This is a genomic window from Microvirga aerilata (genome assembly GCF_016743775.1).
In the GTDB taxonomy this organism is placed as follows: domain Bacteria; phylum Pseudomonadota; class Alphaproteobacteria; order Rhizobiales; family Beijerinckiaceae; genus Microvirga; species Microvirga aerilata.
This window is the reverse complement of record NZ_JAEQMY010000028.1, coordinates 12,965-36,564: the sequence shown is the minus strand read 5'-3', so window position 1 is coordinate 36,564 and position 23,600 is coordinate 12,965. Positions and strand designations below refer to the sequence as shown.

Genomic DNA, 23,600 nt, shown 5'->3' with positions numbered 1-23,600 from the left:
GGGAAGACACCTCCGGATCAGGCGTTCAACTGGCTGAGCGGCAGGTCGATGCGCACCTGCAGGCCCTCCGGGCGCCAGTCATAGGCGATGGCGCCGCCCAGCTGGTCCGTGACGCTCCTGCGCGCGAGCTGCGAGCCGAAGCCCTCCGCCTTCGGAGGCCCGGAAATCGTGGGCCCCTTTTCCTCCTGCCACAGCAGGGTGAGCATGGCGCCCTTGATCCAGGTGATCCGCAGATGGCCGTCGGGCACCGAGAGGGCGCCGTATTTCGAGGCGTTGGTGGCAAGCTCGTGCAGCACCAGGGTCAGGATCGTCGCGGCTTTCGGGCCGATGCGCAGCGACGGGCCCTCGAAGGTCATCTGCGAGGGCGAGCCCTGGTTGACGTGAGGCGCCAGGATGGCCTCGACGATCCCGGCGACCGAGGTCTCCCCGTCGCTCGGCTCGCTGCCGGTGATCGCGGGGCGGATCAGCTCATGGGCCCGGGCCAGGGCTTCGATGCGCCCGCGCAGGGCCGCCGCCATCTGCTTCGGCGTTTCCGCCGTGCGCGCCGTCAGCGCCACCATGCCGCTCGTCATGGCGAAGAGGTTCTTGACCCGGTGATTGAGCTCCTGCACCAGAAGCTGCCGGACTTCCTCGTCCCTGCGCCGATCCGTGATGTCGATGATCGTGCCGAGCAGCCGGGAGGGCCTCAGCTCCCCGTCGACAACCTCGTAGAGCATGCGGCCGCGGCTCACGATCCAGCGGACGTCGCCATTGCGGTGAACCACGCGATGCTCGGCGTGCAATCCCCCGCCCGAGCGGGGATCGCTCAAGGCGCCCACGCCGCCCACGACCCGCTCGCGATCCTCGGGGTGAATGGCCGAGAGCCAGAATTCATAGGTTGCCGGCTCGTTCTTCGGCAGGCCGAAGATCTCCTTCTGCCGCTCCGACCAGAAGATCTCCCCGGTGCGGGCATTCCATTCCCACAGCCCCAGTTCGGTGGCCTCGACCGCAAGCGCCAGGCGCTCGTTGTGAAGGGCGGCCTCCCGGGCCTGAAGGTCGGCCTCGCTGCGGGCCCTGACCCGCTCCGTCACATTGGCCGCAAGCGCCAGGATCCCGCTGATCTGGTCCTCCCCGCCCCGGACCGGCAGCAGCTTGATGTCCCAGTAGGTGGTCGTGCCCGGGGTCAGCATGAGGGAGGCGTCCTTCAGCTCCTGCGGCTCGCCCGTCTCGAAGACCCTCTGGCGCAGGGCCCGGATCTCAGGGGTGTAGCGATCGCCCATGACGTCGGACACGGTCCTGCCGATGAGGTCCTCGTCGGCCATGCCCATGGCCGACCGGAACAGCCGGTTGGCGAAGGCGAAGATCTGCTGCGGCCCCAGCGTGACCGCAATCGCCAGAGGCACGTTCTCCAGGAGCTCGGACAGCGCCTCCCGGCTGAATCCTTCCGCTCCTCCCTGAAACCGGATCTCATTGAGTCCATGGGCCCAGGGCTGAAAGGGACTCACGCGGGTATCCTTCTGGTAAGAGCGATGGTGGCAGGCGGAGAAGCCGGTAAATGTAATGTTAAAGCTTTAGCCGGCTTTTGCCAGATCTGTTTTCTCGGAGGAACCCGAGGCAGAGGGCGCCTTTTCGGGGAACAGCGCCTGCACCCGGGCGATATCGTCGGCGGTCGGCAGGCTCGCCTCGTTGCCGAGGTGCTGAATGGCGTGGGAGGAGGCCCCGCGGGCGAAGATGAAGTGCTCGCGCCAGGGCAACTCGGGCCGCGCCATGGCGGAGTAGACATAGGATCCGTGGAAGATGTCGCCGGCGCCGTTGGTGTCCACCACCTTCTCGAACGGAACGTCGAGGGCCGGCAGAACGCCCTCCTGGCCGGTCTCGTCGTACCAGACGAGGCCGCGCTCGCCCAAGGTCACGCCGCCGATCTTGCAGCCGCGGCTCTTGAGGTAGGCGAGCATCCCGGCCGGCGTCAGGTTCATCTGCTCGCACAGGCGTTCGGCCACGATGGCCACATCGATGAACTCCAGGAGCTCATGGGTGTTGGAGCGCAGGCCCCCGCCGTCGAGGGAGGTGAGGATGCCGGCCTCGCGGCAGGCCTTGGCGTAGTGCATGGCGGCGTCCGCCTGGTGGCCGTCGAGGTGCAGGGCCTTGCAGCCCTGAAGGTTCAGGGGCGGCACCGGATGCAGGTAATGATCGTCGCGGCAGCGCACGATGGCGCGCTTGCCCCCATGCGGCATGATGAAGGACAGGGAGGACTCGGCCACTTTCCGGTGGTGCACCGAGATGCCGTACTTCGCCGCCATGTCGATGAACATGCGGCCGAGCCAGTCGTCGGCGATCGAGGTCAGAAGATCCGGGGGCAGACCCAGCTTGGCGCAGGCGAAGGCGGCCGTCACCGCGTTTCCGCCGAACGAGATCGCATAGTCCCGCGCCACGGTCTTCTCGTCGCCGGTCGGAATCTCGTCCGTCAGGAACGTCACGTCGATATAGGTCTGGCCTACGAAGAGAGCATGCATCGCTAAAACTATCGTCTTGGATCTGGTTTCGCCGCTGAAGTCTTGGACGAGAGGGGCCGATTGCGCAAGTCATTCCCGGCCCGGTTTCGGGATCTGCCAAGCTTGACGAAAGGTCAAGCCCTATGGAGCGTGGCGGCGAGGCGCGCGGCGGTCAGCGCCGCGTCCAGATCGGTGGCGATGAACTCGACCGGCGCCGCCAGATCCTGCCGGAAACCGTTGGACAGGACCGGATGCAGGCGCGTGCTCCCGCCCACCAGCGCAACGGGCCGGGGGCCGAGGCGCTTGATGAGGGAATTGGCGAGGCGGGCAAGCTCTCCCCCGGCTTCCCGCAAGATCCGAAGGGCGGTCTTGTCGTCGGCTCCCGCGGCCTCGCCCACGGCGCGGGCCAGCGAGCCGATCTTGCCCCGGTCGCCGCCATAGACGAAGGAGCGCACCACGTTCCAGTCCGTGCCGCCGAGCGCACCCGCCAGGCAGGTGCCAAGGGTGGTGGTCCAGCCCTCGCCGGGGCTTTCCTCCTCCGCCCGCAGAACGGCCTTCAGGGCCTCCCGGGCGATCCAGAAGCCGGAACCGCCGTCGTCGATGAGGTTGCCGCGCCCGCCGACCCGGATCACGTCCTTGGTCTCGGACAGATAATAGCCGATGGAGCCCGTGCCGCTGTAGACGAGGATGCCCTCGCCGAGGGCGAAATAGGCGAGATAGGCGATCCACATGTCTTCCGCCACGAAGACCCGGTCCTGGGGCAGCTCGAAGGTTTGCGCGAACAGGGCCCGCATGGTCGCCTCGGCGGGGGTGTCGCGGGTGAGCCCCGTGATGCCGGCGACGATGCCGAGCGGCCTGCCGGTCTTGAGCACCGCTTGAGCCATCTCGATGACGATCTGCCGGGCCCGCTCTTCCGCCGCGGCCGAGAAAAGATGGCCCGTCAGGGGAGCCACGGAGCCCTGGGCGATGCAGTGGCCGCTCCCATCCGCCAGCCGCCAGCGCGTGGCGGTTCCGCCCGCGTCGATGCCAAGCCCCAGCCCCATGACATCCTGCCTTCTTGTTTCTAGCCAGCTGCCTGGCCGCTGCTCTTATTCCGACTTGGAGAAGTCCGCCAGGGCTTTGCGCAGATTGCCGTCGCTGCGCTCGAGCGCGCCTTGCGCCTCCGATGGGATTGCGCCCATGGCGATGAGAACGGCGGTCTTCAGGTCGCCGCCGGCCTGCAGGATCGCGTCCGCTGCCGTGCCCTCGTCGCAATCGGTGATCTGCATCACCATGATCTCGCTGCGGTTGCGCAGCTTGGCGTTCGTGGCCCGCATATTGACCATGAGACCGCGATAGACCCGGTCCAGGCGCACCATGATCAGGCTGGAGAGCAGATTGAGGATGATCTTCTGCGCCGTGCCCGCCTTCATGCGGGTCGAGCCGGCAATGACCTCCTCGCCCGTATCGGCCAGGATCGGATGGGAGCAGGCCTCGAGGATCGGCGCGTCCGGATTGTTGGAGATGCCGATGGTCTGCGCGCCTCGGGCCGCCGCTTCCTTCAGGGCCGCAATCGTGAACGGAGTCCGGCCGCTGGCCGCAACGCCGATCACCACGTCGTTGGGCCCGATATCGTTCTTGCGAATGCCCTCGACGCCTTCCTCTACGGAATCCTCGGCGTTTTCGACCGCCTGCATGATGGCGCCCACGCCGCCGGCGATGAGATAGACCACCCGGTCGTCGGGCCAGTTGAAGGTGGGCGGCAGCTCGGTGCCGTCCTGAACGCCGATGCGGCCCGATGTGCCGGCTCCCGCATAGACGAGCCGTCCGCCGCGGCGCAGGCGCCCGACCGCTTCTTCGGCCGCCGCCGCGATGGCGGGAAGCGAGGGCCTCACGGCCGCAACGGCGGAGAGCTGTCCCTCATAGAAGGCGGACAGGACGTCGAGGCTCGGCCATGTGTCGAGGTCCTGGAAGCGGGTACTGAAATGTTCTGTCGCCATTATGCCAACTTTCTTCCAGACCAATATAGGACCAGTTCTCAACCTCAACAATGGCCGACAGAAGAGCGAAAGCAGCCCGCGGACGAGTTTTCCTCGGCATTCTTAGAGTTGCGCATGCTCATCGAACAACGCGATCACCCGCTCGCCCGTTGCACGGCGCAGCCCCAGGATCCCGCTGTCCTTATGCCTGCTCGGATGAACGCGATTCGTCAGGAGGGACCAGGCAAGCCCACGCTCGAAATCGACCCATAATCCGGTGCCGGTAAAGCCCGTATGGCCGATGGCATCCGGAGAGCAGGCATCGCCGCCGTGCCAGCCGGCATGGCAGGCTTCCCAGCCGACCGTGCGCTTGTCCGACTCGCGCGTGCGGATGGCTTTGATGGATTCGGGCGAGAGAGCCGAGCCGTCGAGGAGCGAGCGGGCAAAGTCGAGCACGCCGTCGATCGTGCCGAACAGCCCCGCATGGCCCGAGGCGCCGCCGAGCGCAAAGGCGTTTTCGTCATGCACCTCGCCGCGGATCACGCGGCCGCGCCATGTGTCCCTCTCGGTTGCGGCGCACAGCTTCGGATCGGGACGAAACGATAGTTCTTCAGGCAAAGGCTGGTCGATCAGCGCCTGCCCCGTGATGCGCTCGATGGCGATGCCGAGCAGCATGTAGTTGATGTCGGAATAAACGGGCGGTCCTGCCTGCCACACGCGCTGCAGGATGAAGGCGCGCAGCGTGCCGGGGTCCTGGCCGTAGGTGTAGAGCGGCTCGACGGCGGGCAGATGCGTCTGATGGGCCAGGCACTGGCGGAAGGTGAGGCGCCGCTCGGCGGCGTTCATGTCGTACTGGCGCAGATCCGGGATCGCTTTCACCAGGGGATCGTCGAGCGAGATCCTCCCTTCCTCCACCAGCTGCAGAACGCACGTCGTGGTGAAGATGACCTTGGTGAGAGACGCCAGATCGAACCAGGTCGTGCGGGAAACGGGCTCGCGCTGGGGGTCGATCTGTGCCGCGCCCGCCCATTGCACGGCACGGTCGCCATCGGACGTGACGACGCCGAGGACCGCGCCCGGGATGTTGCCGGCCTCGATGGAAGCCGCAGCCGGCGCAAAAGCCTGCTCGATCAAACCTGTCGGAGGCATGGCAGGCTCACGCCGCGCGGTGCAGTTCGCCGCCGGGCATGGGATGGGGCACGCCGGTGGTTGTCGGAAGGCTCAAAGGCAGCCCCAGGGTGGACCGCACGGCCAGATAGCCGAAGGCCTGCGCCTCCAGGAAGTCGCCGTCCCAGCCCACCGCTTCGACCGAATCGACGGCGACGCCGAGCTCCTCGTGCAGGCGCCTCATGAAATGCCCGTTGCGCCGCCCGCCGCCGGTAACGAGCCAGCGCTGAGGCGCGCGCGGAACATGGCGCAGCGAAGCGATGACGGACTGGACCGTGAACTCCGCCAAGGTCGCAGCGCCATCGTGGTCGGACAGAGCCTCCACGCCCTTGGCCCGCGCATGAAAATCCTGGCGGTCGAGAGATTTGGGGGCAGGGCGGTCGAAGAAGGGATTGCCCATGAACGCGGCGACGAGTGTCTGGTCCGCCGTGCCGGATGCGGCCAGCTGCCCGTTCTCGTCGAAGCCGAGGCCGCGCCGGCGGGAGACGAAATCGTCGAGAAGCGCGCTCGCCGGGCCGGTATCGAAGGCGATCACCACGTCGCCGTCGATATAGGTGACGTTTCCGACGCCGCCGAGATTGAGGATCATGATCGGCTGCGAAAGCTCGCTTGCGAGAGCCCGATGATAAAGGGGAACGAAGGGCGCCCCTTCGCCGCCCGAGGCCACATCCGCATGGCGGAAGCGGTAGACGGTGTCGATGCCGAGGGCCTCGGCAACCCGGGAGCCGAGACCGAGCTGACGCGTGAACCGGGCTTCCGGCCGGTGATACACGGTCTGCCCGTGAAAGCCGATCAGGCTCACATCCTTTGCCTGAATGCGGGCTTCCGCCATGAAGCGGCGCACGGCGTCGATATGCGCGTCCGTCACCGCCTGCTCCAGTTCCTCCAGCGGCTCGCTCTGGGCGCGAGCGGGCTCGGCAATCAGGGCTTGCAGGGTCTTTCTGAGATCGTCCGGATAGGAGAAGGTCCGGCCCGGTCCCGGCCGGACGACGGTGTCCCCGTCCGTTTCCACGATGGAGACGTCGATGCCGTCCATGGATGTGCCGCTGATCACGCCGATGGCTTTGACGGGGGGACGCTGCGACATCGTTCTCTCCAGAATGCTCCGACTCTTTCGAGGACCATAGCACAGGCGATGAACTGGTCCAGAGTGGTATGAGATTGGACCATGACAGGTCCGCGGCGATGGCCTATAAATCCCCTGCGGCTTCCAAGGGAGAAATGACGCATGGTCAGGTCAGCACTGCGCAGTGCAATGGGCGCAGGTTTCATGGTGGCGGCAATGGCCTCCGCCTCGGCTCAGGTTCTGGAGATCGGGGCGGATGCAAGCCCCACCGGACTCGATCCGCATCTCATCACCGCTTTCCCGAGCTTCATGGTGGTGAACGGCAATATCTACGAGGGCCTCACCGCCATCGACAAGGATCTCAAGACCGTTCCCAGTCTCGCGGAGTCCTGGTCCATTTCGCAGGATGGCAAGACCTATACGTTCAAGCTGCGCTCAGGCGTGAAATTCCATGACGGCTCGGACATGAATGCCGAGGATGTGGTGTCCTCGATCAAGCGCCTGCAGAGCAAGGACATCGCCTCACCGCTGGCAAGCCGCCTCTCGGCCGTGGAGAGCGCCAGCGCGGTCGATCCCCAGACCGTCGAGCTGAAGCTCAAGGAGCCGTCCGCGGCCCTTCTGAGTTCCCTTGCCACCATCGCCATCGTGCCGAGCGCCATGGAGGCGAACAAGGACGCCCTGCAGAAGACGCCGGTCGGCACGGGCCCGTTCAAGTTCCAGGAATGGCAGCCGAACGGCTTCATTCTTCTCACCAAGAACGAAGCTTATTGGGAGAAGGGCCTGCCGAAGCTGTCGGGCCTCAAGTTCAACATCGTGCCTGAATCGGCCACCCGTCAGGTGGGCCTGAGCAACGGGCAGTACGCAATGCTGCCCAACATCGACGCGGCCACGGCCTTGCAGCTCAAGGGCAAGCCGAACGTGAAGCTCGCCGAGACCATGGACCTCGCCTACACGCTCATCGGCATGAACGTGTCGAAGCCCCCCTTCGACAACCCGAAGGTGCGCGAGGCGGTCAACTACGCGATCAACCGCCAGGAGATCGTGGACGCCGCCCTCTTCGGCGCCGGCGTGCCGGGCGGCCCGCTCTCGCCGGCTCTGAAATCCTGGGCGCTCGATGTGAAGCAGTTCGCCTGCTACACGCACGACCCCGCCAAGGCCCAAGCCCTGTTGAAGGAAGCGGGCGTCTCCACCCCGGTTGCCGTCTCCATGAAGGTTCTGCCGCGCCAGGACATCAAGGACATCGCCCAGGTGGTGCAGGAGCAGCTGAACAAGGCTGGCTTCAAGGTCGAGCTGGTCAACCAGGAGCAGGGCCAGTTCATCCAGGATTGGCGCAACAGCAACTTCGACATGTTCGCCTCCCTCAATGCGGGCCAGCCCGATCCGGACGAGTATTTCTACCGCACCTTCCGCACCGGCGGCTCGACCAACGTGTTCAAGTATTCGGACCCGGAGGTCGATGGTCTTCTCGACCAGGCGCGCACCCTGCAGGACCAAGCCGCCCGCAAGGCGGCCTATGACAAGGTGCAGCAGAAGCTCGCCTGCTCGGGTCCCGCCGCGCACCTGACCTACGGCACCCTGTTTTCGGCCATGAACAGCAAGCTGCAGGGTTACGAGGTCATGCCGAACCGCTCGCTTCGGGCCCTGCGCAACGCATCCTACTAACCGACGCCCGCCGCCTCGGCGCTGTTCTCGCAGCGCCGGGGCTTTTCATTTCGGAGAGCCTGTTTCGCATGAACCGAGTCCTGCTCGCGCGCCTCATCGATCTGGTCATCGTCCTCTTCGGCGTATCGGTCATCGTGTTCCTGATGATCCGGCTGATCCCCGGCGATGCGGTGGCGATCATGCTGGGGGCGAATACGGAGATCACGCCCGAGCGCATGGCGGAGCTCAACCGCCGCGTCGGGCTCGACCGGCCCATCGTCGAGCAATACCTGCTCTGGGCAGGCTCGGCCCTGCGCGGCGATTTCGGCACGTCCCTCTGGACGGGACGGCCCGTTGCAGCCGAGATCCTCCTGCACCTGTGGCCGACCTTGGAACTGACGTTCCTGTCCCTCCTTATCGGCGCGGTTCTGGCGGTTCCCGTCGGCTGCCTCATGGCGCAGACACGCGGCGGCGCTGCGGATGTGGCGATGCGCGTGACCGCCATCGCGGGCCTGACGATCCCGTCGTTCTGGCTCGGGATCGTGCTGATCCTTCTTCTCTCCGCATGGGCGCCGGGCTTTGCTTCCCTGGGCTACGTGCCGTTCTCGGACGACCCCCTCGGCAATCTGCAGCGCATGATGCTGCCCGCCTTCGCCTTGGCGCTGCCGATCCTCGCCAATCTCTCGCGCCTCGTGCGCTCGGCCATGCTCGATGCCCTGGGCCAGGATTACATCCGCACCGCGCGGGCCAAGGGTCTGGCCGAGCGGAAGGTCGTCTACAAGCATGCCCTGCGCAATGCTTTGATCCCGTTTCTCACCAGCGTCGGCATCATGACAGGCTATCTTCTCGGCGGCGCCATCGTGGTCGAGCAGGTTTTCGCCATCCCGGGTCTCGGCCGCCTGATCCTCGGCGCCATCGCCGAGCGCAACTACCCCCTGATCCAAGCCACCATCCTGGTCGTGACGGCAGGCTTCGTGGTCGTGAACTTTCTGGTCGACTTCCTCTACATCATCGTCGACCCCCGCGTGAGAGCCTGAACCGTGCAGCGTCTCGCCAAGAACAAGCTTCTGACCTTCGCGGTCGTCCTGGTGGCCGTCCAACTGATCCTTGCCCTCGGTGCGCCCCTGTTCGCACCCTACGATCCCATGGCGCAGAGCGTCGCGAGGCGCCTGCGCGGACCGACCGAGCTGAACTGGTTCGGAACCGATCAGCTGGGCCGCGATGTGCTCACCCGCATTCTGTACGGCTACCGCACCTCGCTCATCGCCTGCCTGCTCGCCGTCGGGATCGCTCTGCTCGCGGGAGGGGCGCTCGGCCTCGTCGCTGCCTACTATCGCGGCTGGCTCGACCGGATCATCATGCGGATCATGGATGTGCTCTTCGCCTTTCCGGTCATGCTGCTCGCCATCGGCATCATCGCGGTTCTGGGGCCGCATACCTACAGCGCGGCCGCCGCCATCGCGGTGGTCTACACCCCGATCTTCGCCCGGCTTCTCCGCGGCCCCGCGCTCGTGCTGTGCGAGAGCGAGTATGTGGCCGGCGCCCGCGCCATCGGGGCGTCCGATGCCCGCATCATCTTCCTGCACATCCTGCCGAACCTCGCCTCCGTGATCCTGGTTCAAACAAGCCTTCTGCTCTCGGCCGCCATTCTGGTGGAGGCCTCGTTGTCGTTCCTCGGCCTCGGCACCCAGCCGCCCACGCCGTCGCTCGGCCTGATGCTGTCGGAAGGCCGCAACTTCCTTATGCTCTCCCCCTGGAGCGCGGTCTTCGCCGGGTTTGCGATCCTGTTCCTGTCCTTCGGGTTCAACCTTTTAGGGGATGCCCTGCGCGACACCCTCGATCCGCGCCTCAGAGGACAGCCGTGAACGTGCGGGCTGCCAGGGCCGAAGACGTGCCGGAACTGGCGGCGATTGCCGAACGGTCCTACCGGGCAGCCTTTGCGGGCATCCTGGAAGCGGATCTGCTTGAGAGCCGGAACGCCGCTTTCTTCGCCGGGCGCTTCGCCGCTTCATGGGAGCGGATGCTGGTTGCCTTCTCGAATGACGAGCCTGTCGGGTTCCTCCTCATGACCCGGGATCACATCGACATGCTGTTCATGGACCCTGCCGCGAGCGGCAAGGGCGGCGGAGCGGTGCTGCTGAAGCGGGCGGAGGCCCTTGGAGTCCGGAGTCTCGAATGCTTTCGCGACAACTGGGGCGCACGCCGCTTCTACGAACGCCATGGCTGGCTGGCCGACCGCGAGTATGAACGCGAGTTCGCCGGTCGAAACCGAAGCTTCGTGCTTTGCGTGAAGCGCTGACGGTTCAGAGCGTCACCACCTTGCCGGTCCGAACCGCCTCGTCCGCCGCGAGCACGATGCGCAAGGAACGGACGGCGTCGTTCATATGATCCGTCAGATCGACATCTTCCTGGATCGCGCGCAAGAGGAAGCGCTGCTCCCGCTCGCAGAGCCCGTCGTGATCCGGCTCGTCCGTGGTGCTGATCCGCTCGTCCGCCTTCGCGAAGGATCCGTCGTCCTTTAAAGCGGCATGGTGGAGCAGGATCTGGTTGGTCTTGGTGTGGGCATTGATGTCGTCGGAGCGGATGTCGCCCACGGTCTCGGCCATGACGATGCTGACGCTGCCCTTCGGACCGATCACGTCCTTCACGAAATAAGCCGTCTCGCTCATCATCGGGCCCCATCCGGCCTCATACCAGCCGACCGACCCGTCATCGAAGGTCACGTGGAGATGGCCGTAATTGTACATGCCCTCCGGCATGTCCTCGGTCAGCCGCGCTCCCACGCCGTGAACCTGCACGGGCTTGGCCTTCGTGATCTGGCACATCACGTCCACATAATGAACGCCGCAATCGACGATGGGCGACAGGGATTGCAGCAGGCGCTTGTGGGCGTCCCAGGCTGTGCCGCTCGATTGCTGATTGAGGTTCATGCGGAACACGTGAGGCGCACCCAGCGTCCTGGCAATCTCGATGAACTTGATCCAGGACGGATGGTGGCGAAGGATATAGCCGATGACGAGCTTGCGCCCGGTGCGCATGGCCGTATCCACCACGCGCTGCGCATCGTCGACCGTATCGGCAAGGGGCTTTTCCACGAACACATGGGCGCCCGCCTCCATGGCCCGAATGGCGTAGGGCGCGTGGGTGTCCGACCAGGTGTTGATGGAGACCACGTCCGGCCTCGTGGCCGCCAGGGCCTCATCGAAATCGGTGAAGCGTGACGCATCGCGCAGAGCCGCCGGGAGATCCATTGCGTCGATGTTGCGCGTGCAAAGGCCGGCAATCTCGTAGCCCTCGATCCGCGTATAGGCGAGGGCGTGGGACAGGCCCATATTGCCGAGCCCGACAACCAGAACTCTTTGTGCGTTCATCTAAACCTCTGTGGTCAGCTGCTTTGCCCGTCTATCCAAGTCTGCCGCACGTGCAGGCTCTCATCGAGCAGAACGAGGTCTGCGCGATAGCCGGGCGCGATGCGGCCCAGTTCGTGATCCAGCTTGAGGAATGTGGCTGGAACGAGCGACGCCATCCGCAGCACGTTGGGCAGGGCAAGGCCCAGCCTCCGCACGCTGTTGCGCACGGCGCTCGCCATGTCGAGATCGGACCCTGCGAGCGTCCCGTCCTCCGTCGTCAGCCTGCCGTCCTTGCGGTAGATCGTTCGGCCATGCAGCTCGAAGCTGGTAAGGTCGGTGCCCGTCACCGACATGGCGTCGGTCACGAGCATCATCCGCTCCGTGCCTTTCGCCGCAACCGCAACGCGCAGGGCCGCATCGCTCACATGGTGCCCGTCGACGATGAGCCCGCACCAGGTGTCGGGACTGTCGAGCGCTGCCCCTACGGGGCCCGGGTCCCGGCCCGCCAGAGGGGGCATGGCGTTGTAGAGATGCGTGAAGCCGCGCAAGCCGTGGCGGCAGGCTTCCATGACCGTTGCGTAGTCGCTTGCCGTGTGACCGGCGCAGATGAGAACGCCCGCTGCGGCAAGGCGCGCGATCGCCTCCATGCTGTTGCGCTCGGGCGCCAGCGTCACCAGGGTGCGGCCCTCCTTCAGGGAGGTCATGATGGCGATGTCCTCATCCTCCATCGGCCGCATGAAGTCGGGGTTGTGCACGCCCTTGCGCTCGGGGCTGATGAAGGGACCCTCGATATGGATGCCGAGAACGCCTGGTACGCGGGCGGACAATGCCGCGCGCATTGCCTCCATGGCTTGCACCATTGTCTCGCGGGTATCGGTGATGAAGGTCGGCAGCAGGCCGGTGGTGCCATAGGCCCGGTGCGCCTGCGCGATGGCCTTCAGGCCTTCGACGCTGCGCACGTCGTTGTAGAGCACGCCGCCGCCGCCATTGACCTGAACGTCGATGAAGCCGGGGCCCAACAGCCCTTCCACCTGGTGGCGCTCGATGCCCGCGCCCAGATCCTGCACACGGGGCAGTCCGAGGATGCGGCCCTGCTCGACCACGACGGCGCGGCCTTCGAGCATGTGCGTCCCGTCGAAGACGCGGGCTCCAACAAGGGCTGTGGCCATCAGACGGTCTCCGTCACCTTGCGCAGGCGCGGCGGATTATCCGGGTTGCGGCCGCGCGCCAGGGCAATGGCGTTCACGAGAGGGTAGAAGCTCTGAATGAGGGCAATCGGCGCAAGATAGGGATGGGTGTTGTCCACCGGCGGCAGCATGATGGTCGCCGGACCTTCGGCGGCGCCGGCCACCACGACCGGCACGCCTTGCTCGTTCAGCTTCGTCACCAGATCGTTGACGCCGCTCAGGGTTTCGTCCTGCTGGCTCAGCACCAGGATCGGGAAGTGATCTCCCGCCAGGGTCCAAGGGCCGTGCATCAGTTCCGCGGCGCTCATCGCCTCCGCATGAACGCCCGAGGTTTCCTTGAGCTTGAGGGCCGCCTCCTGCGCCACGGCAAAGCCCACGCCGCGTCCGACGACGAAGAGGTTGTTCGCCTTGGACAGGACGGGGAGCGCCGCCGACCAGTCGATGGCGGAAGCCTTGGCGAGAACGTCGGGAAGCGTGTCGAGCGCATCGAGAAGCGCCCGATCCTGCGTCCAGTGGGCGACGAGCTGAAAGCCCGCGGCCAGGGCCGCGATGAAGGACTTGGTGGCGGCAACGCTCTTCTCCGGTCCCGCATGAAGCGGCAGCACCACCTCGCAGGTGGAGGCGAGCGGCGAGGCGGTGTCGTTCACCAGCGCGACGGTCAGCGCGCCATCGTCCCGGCCGGCTTGTGCCAGATTGAGAATGTCCGGGCTGCGGCCCGATTGCGAGACGGCGAGGAAGAGCGCATCGCGCATTCGCGGGCGTGCCTCGTAGACGGAGGTCACGGAAGGCCCGACGGAGGCGGTCACGAGGCCGGAATGGATCTCGAGCAGATATTTGACGAAGGTTGCCGCATTGTCCGAGCTGCCGCGCGCGCAGGTGACGGCAAAAGGCGGCGGTGAGGCGCGAAGCCGCTCGCCCAGCTCCCGGCACAGGGGCGCATTGCTTTCGAGCAGATGCGCGACCACCTGCGGGGCTTCCTGCGCCTCGCGCAGCATGGCCGTCAGGGTAGCGGTTGAATCGTTCCGGTCAGGCGTCATCATTGTGCATCCGTTCGGGCTGGCTGATGGTCAGCTCGGCCACGAAATCATAGGCATCGCCCCGGTAGTAGGACGACGTGAACTCGACCACCTCGCCCGTTGCGGTGAACGAGCGGCGTTCGATGTAAAGCGCAGGGCTCTGAGGCGGAACGCCGAGCAGCGCGGCCTGTTCCTCGTTCAACAGAACCGCATGCAGCCTCTGGAGGGCGCGGGTCGGCATGAAGCCTTGATCGTGCAGCACGGCGTAAAGCGACTGCTTGACGACGGACGGATCGGGCAGAACCCGTGAGGGAAGAACCGCATTCTCGATGGCCATGGGAATGCCGTTCGCCAGGCGCAGGCGATTGACGCGGCTCACCAGATCGCCGGGTGAAAGGCCCAGCGCCATCAGCTCGTCCGTCGAGGCAGGACCGGTCGACCGGCTCAGCATGACGGCGGAGGATTTCAGGCCGCGGGCCGACATGTCGTCGGTAAAGCTCGACAGGCGGGACAGCGGCTGCTCCAGGCGCATCTGCGGCGCGATGAAGGTGCCCGATCCCCAGCGCTGGACCAGAACCCCCTTCTGCACCAGGCCGGTGATGGCCTTGCGGACGGTGACGCGGGAAATGCCGAGCTGCTTGGCCAGATCCCGCTCCCCCGGAAGGGCGGCATCCGCCTTGAGGGCGCCCTTGCGCACCGCATCCTCGATGGACTGCTGCAGCTGGAGGTAAAGAGGCGTCGGATTGCCCTCGTTCAGGGGGATGAAGGAGAGGGGGTCGCCGGACGCATCGCTCATGGCTGCCCTCCCGGCAACGCGGTGCGGGCGAGCAGAATGGCGCCGTCCAGCGCATCGGCCGCAGGCGGCCTGATGGCCTGCTGAACCGGCGGCGGGAGCCACGGCCGAAGGGGCTCCGCCAAGCCGCCGAAGAGGCACAGGGCAGGGGCGCCAAGATCGAGAAGGCGCGTGGCGATTCTTCCCAGTCCGGCGGCCGCGTCCGAGATGATGTCGATGCCCAACGGATCGCGCTTTTCGGCGTGCTGCAGAACGAGCGGGGCGTAGCGCCCGTAATCGCTCGGCCGGGCCTTGCCGACCCAATCCACCATGACCTCGAGATCGTTCTTGAATTCGGCCAACACCAGTGCCGAGAGCGGGGTGAGGGCGATGCGTCCGTCATGGGCCCAGATGGTGCGGCGCAGGAGCTCGCGCCCGATGGCGGCACCGCTGCCCTCGTCGGAGATCTCGTAGCCCCAGCCGCCCACATAATGGCACTGCCCGCTGACGCCGCCATAGCCGCAGGAGCCCGTGCCGACGATCAGGATCGCTCCATCCCCGCCTTTGAAGGCGCCGAGCCAGGCGGTATGCGCGTCGGTATCGATCTCGATGGACGCGAAGGGATGGGGGCGGGACAGGAGGCGTTCGACAGCGCTGGTCTGGCCTGCGCCGGCAGCCCCCATGCCGGCATGGATCTGCTTGAGGCGATCCTCCTGCAGGCCTGCCTGAAAAAGGGCTTCGCGGCAGGCCGTCAGAATCGAGGCCCAGACGAGATCCGGATCGAGCCGGATGTTGGAGGGTCCGCCCGTTCCTTCCCCCAAAAGGTTTCCTTGCGCATCGCGCAGCCTGGCCCGGCACTTGGTGCCGCCGCCATCAATGCCAAGGAACAGGGATTCGGTCATTGCAGCCGATCTCGGGGAAGCGAACTCACGGAGCGGCACAATGCCACTTAATGTCCAGTTCGGGAAGAGGTGCCGGGCGGCAATACCCAGGTGCTTTGCGGATAACGCTCCCCGACAGGGGATCGGCGAGAGCGCCAGGCCGGCGAAAAAGACCATAGCGATTTTCAGAGGATGCTCTCAAAGAAGAGTTGTGTTTGAATTTTGCCGATACCAATATGAGGTCACTTGTCCAAGGCGCTTTGAGGTGGAACAGTCAGGCTCGACTGCCGGGAAAGCCCGAGAATGCAATGGAAATTGCACGGGACAAACACAGGGACTTATTCGAAGGGCGGCTCCAGCGCCCTTGGTCAATGGAGGACAAAAAACGATGACGACGCTTCATTCGAGAGCTTTCCTGCGCCGCGCGGGGCAGCTGCTCGCGACCGCCTCGGTGGCTGCGGCCGCTCTTGCTTTCGCCAATGCCGCCTCGGCCCAGACGCTCACCATCGAGAGCTGGCGCAATGACGATGCGGATGTTTGGAACACCAAGATCATCCCCGCCTTCAACAAGGCGCATCCCAACATCAAGATCCAGTTCAAGGCCGATCCGCCGACTGAGTACAACGCTGCGCTCAATGCGCGCCTTGCCGGCGGAACGGCCGGGGACCTCATCACCTGCCGGCCTTTCGACGCTTCTCTCGACCTGTTCAAGAAGGGCAACCTTGCCGCCGTCAACGACGTGAAGGGCATCGAGAACTTCTCGGACGTGGCGAAGAGCGCCTGGTCGACGGACGACGGCAAGACCACCTTCTGCATGCCGATGGCATCCGTGATCCACGGCTTCGTCTACAACAAGGAAATCTTCGACGAGCTGAAGCTGACGCCGCCCAAGACCGTGGCCGAGTTCCATGCGGTGCTCGACAAGATCAAGGCCGACGGCAAGTACACGCCCATCGCCATGGGCACGGCCGATCAGTGGGAAGCCGCCACCATGGGCTTCCAGAACATCGGCGTGAACTACTGGAAAGGCGAGGAGGGTCGCAAGGCGCTCATCGAAGGCAAGCAGAAGTTCACCGACAAGCCTTACGTGGATACCTTCAAGGAACTGGCGAGCTGGGCTCCCTACATGGGCGACGGCTACAAGTCCCAGAAGTATCCGGACACGCAGAACCTGTTCACCCTGGGCCGCGCGGCAATCTATCCGGCCGGCTCCTGGGACGTTCCGATCTTCCGCAAGCAGGCCGACTTCGAATTCGACGCCTTCGCTCCGCCCGTGGTGAATGCCGGCGACAAGTGCTACATCAGCGACCACACCGACATCGCCATCGGCATCAACGCCAAGTCGAAGAACGTCGAGGCGGCCAAGACCTTCCTGTCATGGGTGGCGTCGCCCGAATTCGCCGAGATCTACGCCAACGAGCTGCCGGGCTTCTTCCCGCTCTCCAAGGCCAAGGTCGACGTGAAGGATCCCGTGGCGGCCAAGTTCGTGGGCTGGCGCGGCACCTGCGAAAGCTCGATCCGCAACTCCTACCAGATCCTGTCCCGCGGCACGCCGAACCTCGAGAACGAACTTTGGAACGTGAGCGCCCAGGTGATGAACGGCACCATGAAGCCCGCAGAGGCCGCCAAGAAGGCCGAGGACAGCCTTGCCGGCTGGTATGAGCCGCACAAGAAGTAAGCGCTGAAAGAAAGCCGTGGCGGGCCGCTTCTCCAAGTGGCCCGCCATCCCTTTTCCTCTTCGACCCAGAGCAGCATGACGGATCTCACGGCCTCTAGCGTGCAGTCTGCGGACGCGGCTCCCACCCGCTCGCGCTTTCCTGTCCACATTGCGGTGTTCCTTGCGCCTGCGCTGGTGATCTACTCGCTGTTCTCGATCTACCCGCTGTTCGACACGATCCGCCTCAGCCTCTACGCCGGCGACGAGACGGGCGCGCGCAGCTTCGTCGGCCTTCAGAATTTCCACACGCTCCTGACCGACCCCAACTGGTCCGGCCAGTTCTGGAACGCCTTCCAGAACAACCTGATCTTCTTTCTGATCCACATGGTGGTGCAGAACGGCATTGGCCTGGGGCTTGCCATGTTGCTGAGCCTGCCGCGCCTGACGGGCGGCAGCGTCTACCGCACGCTGATCTTCCTGCCGACCATGCTGTCGGTGGTGATCATCGGCTTCATCTGGCAGCTCATCCTCAATCCGCTCTGGGGCATCGCGCCGAGCCTCCTGAAGGCGGTCGGTCTGGGAAGCCTCTTCGGCCCCTGGCTGGGCCAGGAATCGACGGCGCTGCTGACGGTGTCGCTCATCTCGGTCTGGCAGTTCGTCGGCATTCCCATGATGCTGATCTACGCGGCCCTTTTGAACATTCCCGACGATCTCATCGACGCCGCGACGGTTGACGGCGCAGGCCCCTTCAGCGTGTTCTGGTTCGTGCGCCTGCCTCTGATCCTGCCAACCCTCGGCGTGGTGTCTATCCTGACGTTCGTCGCCAACTTCAACGCCTTCGACTTGATCTACGCCATCAAGGGCGCCTTAGCCGGCCCGAACTTCTCCACGGACATTCTCGGCACTTTCTTTTATCGCACATTCTTCGGCTTCCAGCTCCAGGTCGGCAGCCCGACCATGGGGGCTGCGGTGGCGACCGCCATGCTGGTCATCATTCTGATCGGTGTGCTGATCTACCTTTTCGGCGTGCAGCGGCGGCTGCAGCGGCACAGCTTCTAAAGGATCGATGGCCATGACTGTTCGACCCGGCCGCATCGCCGTCCATATTGCGCTGATCCTCTACACGATCCTGGCCCTGGGGCCGATCCTTCTCATCCTGATCAATGCCTTCAAGACACGCCGGGCGATCTTTGCCGATCCGCTCGGCCTCCCCAATGGGCAAACCTTCACGACCATCGGCTTCGACCGGGTGTTCGCGAACTCGGATTTCGGCCTTTACTTCTTGAACAGCCTAACGGTCACGGTGGTGTCGCTCGTTCTGATCGTCCTCATCGGCGCGATGGCGGCCTGGGCGCTGACCGAATACCGCTTTCGCGGCAACACGCTGATCGGCCTTTATCTCGCCGTCGGCATCATGGTGCCGATCCGCCTCGGCAGCGTCAGCATCCTGCGGATGATGGTGGAGCTGGACCTCGTCAACACCCTGACGGCGCTGATCCTCGTTTATGTGGCTCAAGGGCTGCCGCTCGCCATCCTGATCCTCGGCGAATTCATCCAGCAGATCCCCAAGGACCTGCGCGATGCCGCCCGCTGCGACGGTGTGAGCGAGTACCGCATCTTCGGCAGCATCATCTTGCCCCTGATCAGCCCGGCCATCGCGACGGTGGCCGTCTTCACTATGGTGCCGGTCTGGAACGATCTTTGGTTCCCGCTGATTCTGGCGCCCGGCGACGGCAAGCAGACGATCACGCTCGGCGTGCAGCAGTTCATCGGCCAGTACGTGACGGACTGGAACGCGGTGCTGGCCTCTCTGACTCTGGCGGTGGCGCCCGTTCTCGTCCTCTACCTTCTGTTCTCCCGCTATCTCGTTCGCGGCCTGACGGCCGGCGCCGTGAAGTGAAGTTTCATTCCAGGAATTGACCGCAATGGCTGACGTTTCCCTGCATGGTGTTGCCAAGTCTTTCGGAGCAACCGAAATCCTGCGGGACATCAACCTGTCCGTGGAGGATGGGGAGTTCGTGGTGTTCGTCGGCCCGTCGGGCTGCGGGAAGTCCACGCTGCTCCGGATTATTGCCGGCCTGGAAACCGTGAGCGGCGGCGAGATCCGGATCGGCAGCCGGCGGGTGAACGAGCTGCCGCCGGCGGACCGCAAGATCGCCATGGTGTTCCAGTCCTATGCGCTCTACCCGCATATGACCGTCTTCAAGAACATGGCCTTCGGGCTGAAATTCGCCAAGACCGACAAGGGCGAGGTGGATCGCCGGGTGCGGCAGGCAGCCGAGATCCTCAAGCTGACGCCGCTTCTCGACCGCAAGCCCCGCGAGCTGTCGGGCGGCCAAAGGCAGCGCGTCGCCATCGGTCGGGCCATCGTGCGCAATCCCAGCGTCTTCCTCTTCGACGAGCCCCTGTCGAACCTGGACGCGGCGCTTCGGGTCAATACGCGCCTGGAGATCGCCAAGCTGCACCGGGATCTCGGCGCCACCATGATCTACGTCACCCACGATCAGGTCGAGGCCATGACGCTCGCCTCCAAGATCGTGGTGCTGAACCAGGGCCGGATCGAGCAGGTGGGCGCGCCCCTCGAGCTCTACCGCTCCCCGCGCAACCTGTTCGTCGCCGGCTTCATCGGCTCTCCTCGGATGAACTTCATCAAGGGACAGGTGCTGCGCGTGAACGGCACCGGCGCCATCCTGGGCTTTGCTGGCACCGAAGCAGCCGTTGAGGTGAGGCCCGACAGCGTAAAGCCCGGCGATACCGTGACGGTGGGAATCCGGCCCGAGCACATGACCGAGGGGGGAGCCGAGACCGCCTCCCTGCGCGGCACCATCGACGCGGTGGAACAGCTCGGCGAGTCGAGCTACGTCTACATGAAGCTGGCGAGCGGGGATGACGTGATCGTCAGGGCCCCGGGCGAGACCGATGCGACGCCGGGCGGGGCCTATACGGCCCATGTGCCGAGCCGCGCCTTGCATGTCTTCGACGCTGCCGGAATGTCTGTGCTGGCCGGGCGAGCCTGAGAGCCTGCCGGACGGTCGGACGTCATGCCGAGGCCTCAGGGATAGGCCTGAGGGTCTGTTGACCTGGAGGCGGGCGTCCGAGGATTGCCGGGCAGCGTCACGAGTCGGATACGGCGGCTGCGATCCTGGGAGCTAGGGAGCTGTTCAGAACCGCAGCGGGCGGTCCTGACGCCACGACCTTGCCGTCCGCGACAAAGACCATCTGATCGGCCACGTCGGCAACATCCTCTGGCGTGTGGATCGTCATCAGCATGGTCACGGAGCGTTTGCGCCGCAGCTTGTCCGCCAGCAGGATCATGTCGCGGCGTAGTCCCGGATCGAGGCTGCTGAACGGCTCATCGAGGAGGATCAGCGGGCGTCCCGAGACAAGGGCGCGGGCCAGGGCCACGCGCTGACGCTGCCCGCCCGACATCTCGCCCGGCTTGCGGCTCGCGAAACCGTGCAGGCCGACGGAGTCGAGCATTTCCGCGATGAGGTGCTTCTCATCGGCCGTCAGGCGCAGGGAAGGGCGAAGGCCAAGCCCTACATTCTGCGCGACGCTCAGATGGGGAAACAGGTTGTGATCCTGGAAGACGATCGCCATCGGTCGCTTGGCCGGCTCGAGCGGCATAAGATCCTGGCCGTTGAAGGCGAGCGTCCCGTCTTCCGGTGTCTCGAAACCGGCGATCATGTGCAGCAGGGTCGTCTTGCCGCCCCCGGACGGGCCGATGACGGCGCACAGGCTTCCCGCCTTTACCGACAGGGAGTAGTCGGCTGCGAAATCCGGCCAGGTCAGGCGGCAGTTCTCAATCACCAGCATGGGACATTCGACCTGAAAGATGGGCGAGAACAAAGGCGACGAGGACGATGAAGAGGCCGATGGCCGATGCCTCATCCAGCCGATAGGCGCCAAGGCGCTCGTAGAGAAGATAGGGCAGGGTCGTGAGTTCCGTGCCGCCGAAAAGGGCGATGATGCCGAAATCGCCGAACGACAGGGCCATGGCCAGGGCAAAGCCTGCCGCGAGCGGTCGCTTCAAGGCGGGCCAATCCATGATCGTCAGCTTCGCCCAGCCGGTGATGCCGAGAGAGGCCGCGACCCGGCCATAGCGCTCCTCCACGGTGAGAAGCCGGGGCGCAACATAGCGATAGGCAAAGGGCACGGCCGCAAGCCCGTTGATGAGCGGCAAAAGGATGAGCCCCGCCGCGGAGGGATCCGCGAAGCGCTGGATCATCAGAAAGAGGCCTGCGGTCAGGGCGAAGGGCGGCACCGCAAGCAGGGTGTCCGGCAGGAAATCGTACAGGGCGGCAACCCGCGGCGAGCGCATGGCAATGCGCCGCCGACGCGCCGCGGAGGCAAGGGCAACCGCCAGCAGGCAGGCCACCGAGGCGGCGAGGGTTGCGATGGCCAGGCTCGTCGCAAAGGCCTCAAGCAGATCGGCGCCTAAGACATCGACCATGTTGCGCAACCCCGTGAGAACGCTCAAAGCGAGCGGGCCGATGAAAAGGACCCCGATGGCCAGCATCAAGGCATCGGCGATTTTCAGGCTGCGAGCCTTCGCGTCAGGGCGTCGGACCAGGGCTCGGATCGTGTGGCCTACCGGAGGTCGCGTGAATGCCCAGTGGAGAAGACCCGTCATCGACAGGCAGATCGCGAGCTGGATCAAGGCGAGCCAGGCCACACGGCCGAAATCGAGATCGATCTTGAGCGCTTCATAGATTGCCACCTCGAGGGTGGAACGGCTCGGCCCGCCGCCGAGCGCCAGCACGATGGCAAAGCTCTTGAAGCACATGAGGTAGATGAGACCGGCGATGCCGGGAAGTTCCGCGCGCAGAACCGGCCAGTCGAGATGCCGGAAAACCTGGACCGGCGTGAAGCCGAAAGTGGCCGCCAGGCGCCAATGCTCGGCAGGCACCTGATTCAATCCGTCAAGCGTGATCCGGGCCACGAAGGGAGCGTTCAGGAACACGTGGGCGATGAGAATCCCGGGGTATCCGAAGATGCTGAAGCCTTCTTCCCACCCGAGGAACGCCAGCGCTTCGGCAAGCCATCCGCTCCGGCCATAGACGGCAAAGACGGCGAAGACCGCCACGATAGTCGGCATCACCATCGTGGTTCCCAGGGTTGCCAGAACGATATCCCGGCCCGGGAAGCGGCGCCGGGCCAAAGCGAGCGCCAGCCCGATTCCAAGCACGAGCGACAGAACGGTCGAGAGCGCGGCCTGAATCACGGAGAAAGCCAGCACGCGGCCGAGATAGGGACCGATGGAGAGAAGCGGGGGCGTCCCTCCATCGAACGTTGCCAAAGCAATGAAGCCGCCCGCAACCAGGCCCAGGATGGCAAAGGCCACGAGGCTTCCGGGATGGGGCAGCCTGATCGTCATGGGCTTGTTCAGCGCGCCGTGGCGTTGAGCCAGGCGTCGGTGAAGGCGCGGCGTTTCTGCTGCACTTCCTCCGGCGTGAAGAGAAGCGCCTGGCTCGGCTGGATCATGCCCTTCAGGGCTGCCGGGGTGCCAGACGGAGGGTTCTTGGCCGGGTACATCCAGTTGGTTTCAGGAATGGCCGACTGGAACGGCTCGCTGAGGATGAAAGCCATGAACTTCTTGGCCAGGTCCGGCTGCTTCGTGGTGCGGGTCATGCCGGCGAGCTCCACGTGAAGGTAGTGTCCCTCCGTGAAAGCGGCGGCCTTGTAGTTGTCCTTCTTCTCCGCGACGATGTGGTAGGCCGGCGACGTGGTGTAGGACATCACCATGTCAGCCTCGCCTTTCATGAAGAGCCCGTAGGCTTCCGACCAGCCCTTGGTGAAGGTCACGATGCGAGGCTTCAACTTGGTCCAGGCTTCGCCGGCCTCGTCGCCGTAGACCTTCTGCATCCACAGCAGGAGGCCGAGACCCGGCGCGCTGGTGCGGGGATCCTGCAGAACGATCTTCGGGCCATTGGGGCTGTCGACCAGCTCCTTCAGGCTTTTGGGCGGATTGGGCAGCTTGTTGGCGTCATAGACGAAGGCATAGTAGCCCCAGTCGAAGGGGATGAACGTATCGTCCTTCCATTCGATCGGCAGCGAAAGGTCCTTCACATCGGCGCCGTGCGGAGCAAAGAGATTGAGAGCCCTGGCTTCGGCCGCAAGGTTCATGTCGAGGCCGACGACCGCATCGGCCTTCGTGTTGTCGCCCTCCAGGCGCAGCCGCCCGAGCAGGCTGCCGGCGTCTTCGGCCGTAACCCAGTTGAGTTCGCAGCCGCAAGTTGCCTCGAACCGCTCCTTCACCGGCTTACCGGGACCGTATTTTCCGGCAAACGAGCTGTAGGTGTAGACGGTCAGAACAGGCTTCGTCTGCGCCTGGGCAAAGCCCGTGGCGATCCCAAGCGACAGAAGTGTGAGAAGAAGTCGGCGTAACATCAGGGGCGCTCCCATGCATGTGGCAGGCCGGGTTGGCGGCGCAA

Annotated in this window: 22 protein-coding genes; 8 read left to right on the top strand and 14 right to left on the bottom strand. The window is 65.1% G+C overall.

Features of this window, described 5'->3' with window-relative positions; genetic code table 11:
• Positions 1 to 17: 17 nt before the first annotated feature.
• The 6 genes from JKG68_RS17790 to JKG68_RS17765 form a co-directional block, all read right to left on the bottom strand.
• Positions 18 to 1,484, bottom strand: a complete 1,467-nt coding sequence (locus JKG68_RS17790; protein ID WP_202062217.1) for a PAS domain S-box protein — start codon at positions 1,482 to 1,484, stop codon at positions 18 to 20.
• 66 nt (positions 1,485 to 1,550) lie between these two features.
• Positions 1,551 to 2,492 (bottom strand): sugar kinase, encoded by a 942-nt coding sequence (locus tag JKG68_RS17785; RefSeq protein ID WP_202062215.1) that lies wholly within the window; start codon positions 2,490 to 2,492, stop codon positions 1,551 to 1,553.
• A 113-nt stretch (positions 2,493 to 2,605) separates the two neighbouring features.
• The gene (locus JKG68_RS17780; protein WP_202062213.1) at positions 2,606 to 3,514 is read right to left on the bottom strand and encodes an N-acetylglucosamine kinase; all 909 of its coding nucleotides are present in this window, start codon (positions 3,512 to 3,514) and stop codon (positions 2,606 to 2,608) included.
• A gap of 45 nt (positions 3,515 to 3,559) precedes the next feature.
• Positions 3,560 to 4,450 carry an N-acetylmuramic acid 6-phosphate etherase gene (locus tag JKG68_RS17775; protein ID WP_202062211.1) on the bottom strand — a complete coding sequence of 297 codons (891 nt, stop codon included), beginning with the start codon at positions 4,448 to 4,450 and terminating at the stop codon, positions 3,560 to 3,562.
• A 102-nt stretch (positions 4,451 to 4,552) separates the two neighbouring features.
• Complete coding sequence (locus JKG68_RS17770; RefSeq protein ID WP_202062209.1) at positions 4,553 to 5,578, bottom strand: serine hydrolase domain-containing protein; 1,026 nt, start codon at positions 5,576 to 5,578, stop codon at positions 4,553 to 4,555.
• Between the two features lie 7 nt (positions 5,579 to 5,585).
• The gene (locus tag JKG68_RS17765; protein ID WP_202062207.1) at positions 5,586 to 6,683 is read right to left on the bottom strand and encodes an anhydro-N-acetylmuramic acid kinase; all 1,098 of its coding nucleotides are present in this window, start codon (positions 6,681 to 6,683) and stop codon (positions 5,586 to 5,588) included.
• Positions 6,684 to 6,824: 141 nt separating this feature from the next.
• Between JKG68_RS17765 and JKG68_RS17760 the strand changes: the two genes are divergently transcribed.
• The 4 genes from JKG68_RS17760 (at position 6,825) to JKG68_RS34275 (ending at position 10,602) form a co-directional block, all read left to right on the top strand.
• Positions 6,825 to 8,324: an ABC transporter substrate-binding protein gene (locus JKG68_RS17760; RefSeq protein ID WP_202062205.1), complete on the top strand. Its 1,500-nt coding sequence runs from the start codon at positions 6,825 to 6,827 to the stop codon at positions 8,322 to 8,324.
• Positions 8,325 to 8,392: 68 nt separating this feature from the next.
• Positions 8,393 to 9,340: an ABC transporter permease gene (locus tag JKG68_RS17755; RefSeq protein WP_202062203.1), complete on the top strand. Its 948-nt coding sequence runs from the start codon at positions 8,393 to 8,395 to the stop codon at positions 9,338 to 9,340.
• Between the two features lie 3 nt (positions 9,341 to 9,343).
• The gene (locus JKG68_RS17750) at positions 9,344 to 10,168 is read left to right on the top strand and encodes an ABC transporter permease (RefSeq protein WP_202062201.1); all 825 of its coding nucleotides are present in this window, start codon (positions 9,344 to 9,346) and stop codon (positions 10,166 to 10,168) included.
• Positions 10,165 to 10,602, top strand: coding sequence for a GNAT family N-acetyltransferase (locus tag JKG68_RS34275; protein ID WP_202062199.1), 438 nt, complete (start codon positions 10,165 to 10,167; stop codon positions 10,600 to 10,602). The genes JKG68_RS17750 and JKG68_RS34275 overlap by 4 nt, the downstream gene beginning before the upstream one ends.
• A 4-nt stretch (positions 10,603 to 10,606) precedes the next feature.
• Here the strand turns inward: JKG68_RS34275 and JKG68_RS17740 are convergent, their stop codons facing one another.
• The 5 genes from JKG68_RS17740 to JKG68_RS17720 are packed head-to-tail and all read right to left on the bottom strand — an operon-like array spanning position 10,607 to position 15,530.
• Positions 10,607 to 11,674: a Gfo/Idh/MocA family oxidoreductase gene (locus JKG68_RS17740; protein ID WP_202062197.1), complete on the bottom strand. Its 1,068-nt coding sequence runs from the start codon at positions 11,672 to 11,674 to the stop codon at positions 10,607 to 10,609.
• A 14-nt stretch (positions 11,675 to 11,688) separates the two neighbouring features.
• The gene (gene nagA, locus JKG68_RS17735; RefSeq protein WP_202062195.1) at positions 11,689 to 12,822 is read right to left on the bottom strand and encodes an N-acetylglucosamine-6-phosphate deacetylase; all 1,134 of its coding nucleotides are present in this window, start codon (positions 12,820 to 12,822) and stop codon (positions 11,689 to 11,691) included.
• The gene (locus JKG68_RS17730; RefSeq protein WP_202062193.1) at positions 12,822 to 13,880 is read right to left on the bottom strand and encodes an SIS domain-containing protein; all 1,059 of its coding nucleotides are present in this window, start codon (positions 13,878 to 13,880) and stop codon (positions 12,822 to 12,824) included. Before JKG68_RS17730 ends, nagA begins: the two co-directional genes overlap by 1 nt.
• Positions 13,867 to 14,652 (bottom strand): GntR family transcriptional regulator, encoded by a 786-nt coding sequence (locus tag JKG68_RS17725; RefSeq protein ID WP_202062191.1) that lies wholly within the window; start codon positions 14,650 to 14,652, stop codon positions 13,867 to 13,869. The genes JKG68_RS17730 and JKG68_RS17725 overlap by 14 nt, the downstream gene beginning before the upstream one ends.
• The gene (locus JKG68_RS17720) at positions 14,649 to 15,530 is read right to left on the bottom strand and encodes a glucosamine kinase nucleotide-binding domain-containing protein (RefSeq protein ID WP_202062189.1); all 882 of its coding nucleotides are present in this window, start codon (positions 15,528 to 15,530) and stop codon (positions 14,649 to 14,651) included. The genes JKG68_RS17725 and JKG68_RS17720 overlap by 4 nt, the downstream gene beginning before the upstream one ends.
• A 367-nt stretch (positions 15,531 to 15,897) precedes the next feature.
• Here JKG68_RS17720 and JKG68_RS17715 point away from each other — a divergent pair, with 367 nt between their 5' ends.
• From JKG68_RS17715 to JKG68_RS17700, 4 genes are all read left to right on the top strand, one after another.
• Positions 15,898 to 17,187, top strand: a complete 1,290-nt coding sequence (locus JKG68_RS17715; RefSeq protein ID WP_202062188.1) for an ABC transporter substrate-binding protein — start codon at positions 15,898 to 15,900, stop codon at positions 17,185 to 17,187.
• Positions 17,188 to 17,262: 75 nt separating this feature from the next.
• On the top strand, positions 17,263 to 18,225 hold the full coding sequence (locus tag JKG68_RS17710; protein WP_210346368.1) for a carbohydrate ABC transporter permease: 963 nt from the start codon (positions 17,263 to 17,265) through the stop codon (positions 18,223 to 18,225).
• Between the two features lie 7 nt (positions 18,226 to 18,232).
• Positions 18,233 to 19,066 (top strand): carbohydrate ABC transporter permease, encoded by an 834-nt coding sequence (locus JKG68_RS17705; RefSeq protein WP_202062187.1) that lies wholly within the window; start codon positions 18,233 to 18,235, stop codon positions 19,064 to 19,066.
• A gap of 25 nt (positions 19,067 to 19,091) precedes the next feature.
• Positions 19,092 to 20,183, top strand: coding sequence for an ABC transporter ATP-binding protein (locus JKG68_RS17700; RefSeq protein WP_202062186.1), 1,092 nt, complete (start codon positions 19,092 to 19,094; stop codon positions 20,181 to 20,183).
• A gap of 97 nt (positions 20,184 to 20,280) precedes the next feature.
• Here the strand turns inward: JKG68_RS17700 and JKG68_RS17695 are convergent, their stop codons facing one another.
• From JKG68_RS17695 to thiB, 3 genes are read right to left on the bottom strand one after another with little or no spacing between them, the layout of a single operon-like run.
• On the bottom strand, positions 20,281 to 20,982 hold the full coding sequence (locus JKG68_RS17695; protein ID WP_202062185.1) for a thiamine ABC transporter ATP-binding protein: 702 nt from the start codon (positions 20,980 to 20,982) through the stop codon (positions 20,281 to 20,283).
• Positions 20,969 to 22,543 carry an ABC transporter permease subunit gene (locus JKG68_RS17690; RefSeq protein ID WP_202062184.1) on the bottom strand — a complete coding sequence of 525 codons (1,575 nt, stop codon included), beginning with the start codon at positions 22,541 to 22,543 and terminating at the stop codon, positions 20,969 to 20,971. Before JKG68_RS17690 ends, JKG68_RS17695 begins: the two co-directional genes overlap by 14 nt.
• Before the next feature lie 8 nt (positions 22,544 to 22,551).
• Positions 22,552 to 23,556 carry a thiamine ABC transporter substrate binding subunit gene (thiB, locus tag JKG68_RS17685; protein ID WP_202062183.1) on the bottom strand — a complete coding sequence of 335 codons (1,005 nt, stop codon included), beginning with the start codon at positions 23,554 to 23,556 and terminating at the stop codon, positions 22,552 to 22,554.
• Between the last annotated feature and the right edge of the window lie 44 nt (positions 23,557 to 23,600).

What these genes read in the sequence shown, in the direction of transcription:
- JKG68_RS17765 (WP_202062207.1), bottom strand. Translation starts at nt 6,683, where the DNA reads ATGTCGCAGCGTCCCCCCGTCAAAGCCATCGGCGTGATCAGCGGCACA.
- JKG68_RS17780 (WP_202062213.1), bottom strand. Translation starts at nt 3,514, where the DNA reads ATGGGGCTGGGGCTTGGCATCGACGCGGGCGGAACCGCCACGCGCTGG.
- JKG68_RS17725 (WP_202062191.1), bottom strand. Translation starts at nt 14,652, where the DNA reads ATGAGCGATGCGTCCGGCGACCCCCTCTCCTTCATCCCCCTGAACGAG.
- JKG68_RS17710 (WP_210346368.1), top strand. Translation starts at nt 17,263, where the DNA reads ATGACGGATCTCACGGCCTCTAGCGTGCAGTCTGCGGACGCGGCTCCC.
- thiB (WP_202062183.1), bottom strand. Translation starts at nt 23,556, where the DNA reads ATGTTACGCCGACTTCTTCTCACACTTCTGTCGCTTGGGATCGCCACG.
- JKG68_RS17715 (WP_202062188.1), top strand. Translation starts at nt 15,898, where the DNA reads ATGACGACGCTTCATTCGAGAGCTTTCCTGCGCCGCGCGGGGCAGCTG.
- JKG68_RS17740 (WP_202062197.1), bottom strand. Translation starts at nt 11,674, where the DNA reads ATGAACGCACAAAGAGTTCTGGTTGTCGGGCTCGGCAATATGGGCCTG.
- JKG68_RS17755 (WP_202062203.1), top strand. Translation starts at nt 8,393, where the DNA reads ATGAACCGAGTCCTGCTCGCGCGCCTCATCGATCTGGTCATCGTCCTC.
- JKG68_RS17770 (WP_202062209.1), bottom strand. Translation starts at nt 5,578, where the DNA reads ATGCCTCCGACAGGTTTGATCGAGCAGGCTTTTGCGCCGGCTGCGGCT.
- JKG68_RS17695 (WP_202062185.1), bottom strand. Translation starts at nt 20,982, where the DNA reads ATGCTGGTGATTGAGAACTGCCGCCTGACCTGGCCGGATTTCGCAGCC.
- JKG68_RS17760 (WP_202062205.1), top strand. Translation starts at nt 6,825, where the DNA reads ATGGTCAGGTCAGCACTGCGCAGTGCAATGGGCGCAGGTTTCATGGTG.
- JKG68_RS17785 (WP_202062215.1), bottom strand. Translation starts at nt 2,492, where the DNA reads ATGCATGCTCTCTTCGTAGGCCAGACCTATATCGACGTGACGTTCCTG.
- nagA (WP_202062195.1), bottom strand. Translation starts at nt 12,822, where the DNA reads ATGGCCACAGCCCTTGTTGGAGCCCGCGTCTTCGACGGGACGCACATG.
- JKG68_RS17775 (WP_202062211.1), bottom strand. Translation starts at nt 4,450, where the DNA reads ATGGCGACAGAACATTTCAGTACCCGCTTCCAGGACCTCGACACATGG.
- JKG68_RS17705 (WP_202062187.1), top strand. Translation starts at nt 18,233, where the DNA reads ATGGCCATGACTGTTCGACCCGGCCGCATCGCCGTCCATATTGCGCTG.
- JKG68_RS17720 (WP_202062189.1), bottom strand. Translation starts at nt 15,530, where the DNA reads ATGACCGAATCCCTGTTCCTTGGCATTGATGGCGGCGGCACCAAGTGC.
- JKG68_RS17690 (WP_202062184.1), bottom strand. Translation starts at nt 22,543, where the DNA reads ATGACGATCAGGCTGCCCCATCCCGGAAGCCTCGTGGCCTTTGCCATC.
- JKG68_RS17730 (WP_202062193.1), bottom strand. Translation starts at nt 13,880, where the DNA reads ATGATGACGCCTGACCGGAACGATTCAACCGCTACCCTGACGGCCATG.
- JKG68_RS17700 (WP_202062186.1), top strand. Translation starts at nt 19,092, where the DNA reads ATGGCTGACGTTTCCCTGCATGGTGTTGCCAAGTCTTTCGGAGCAACC.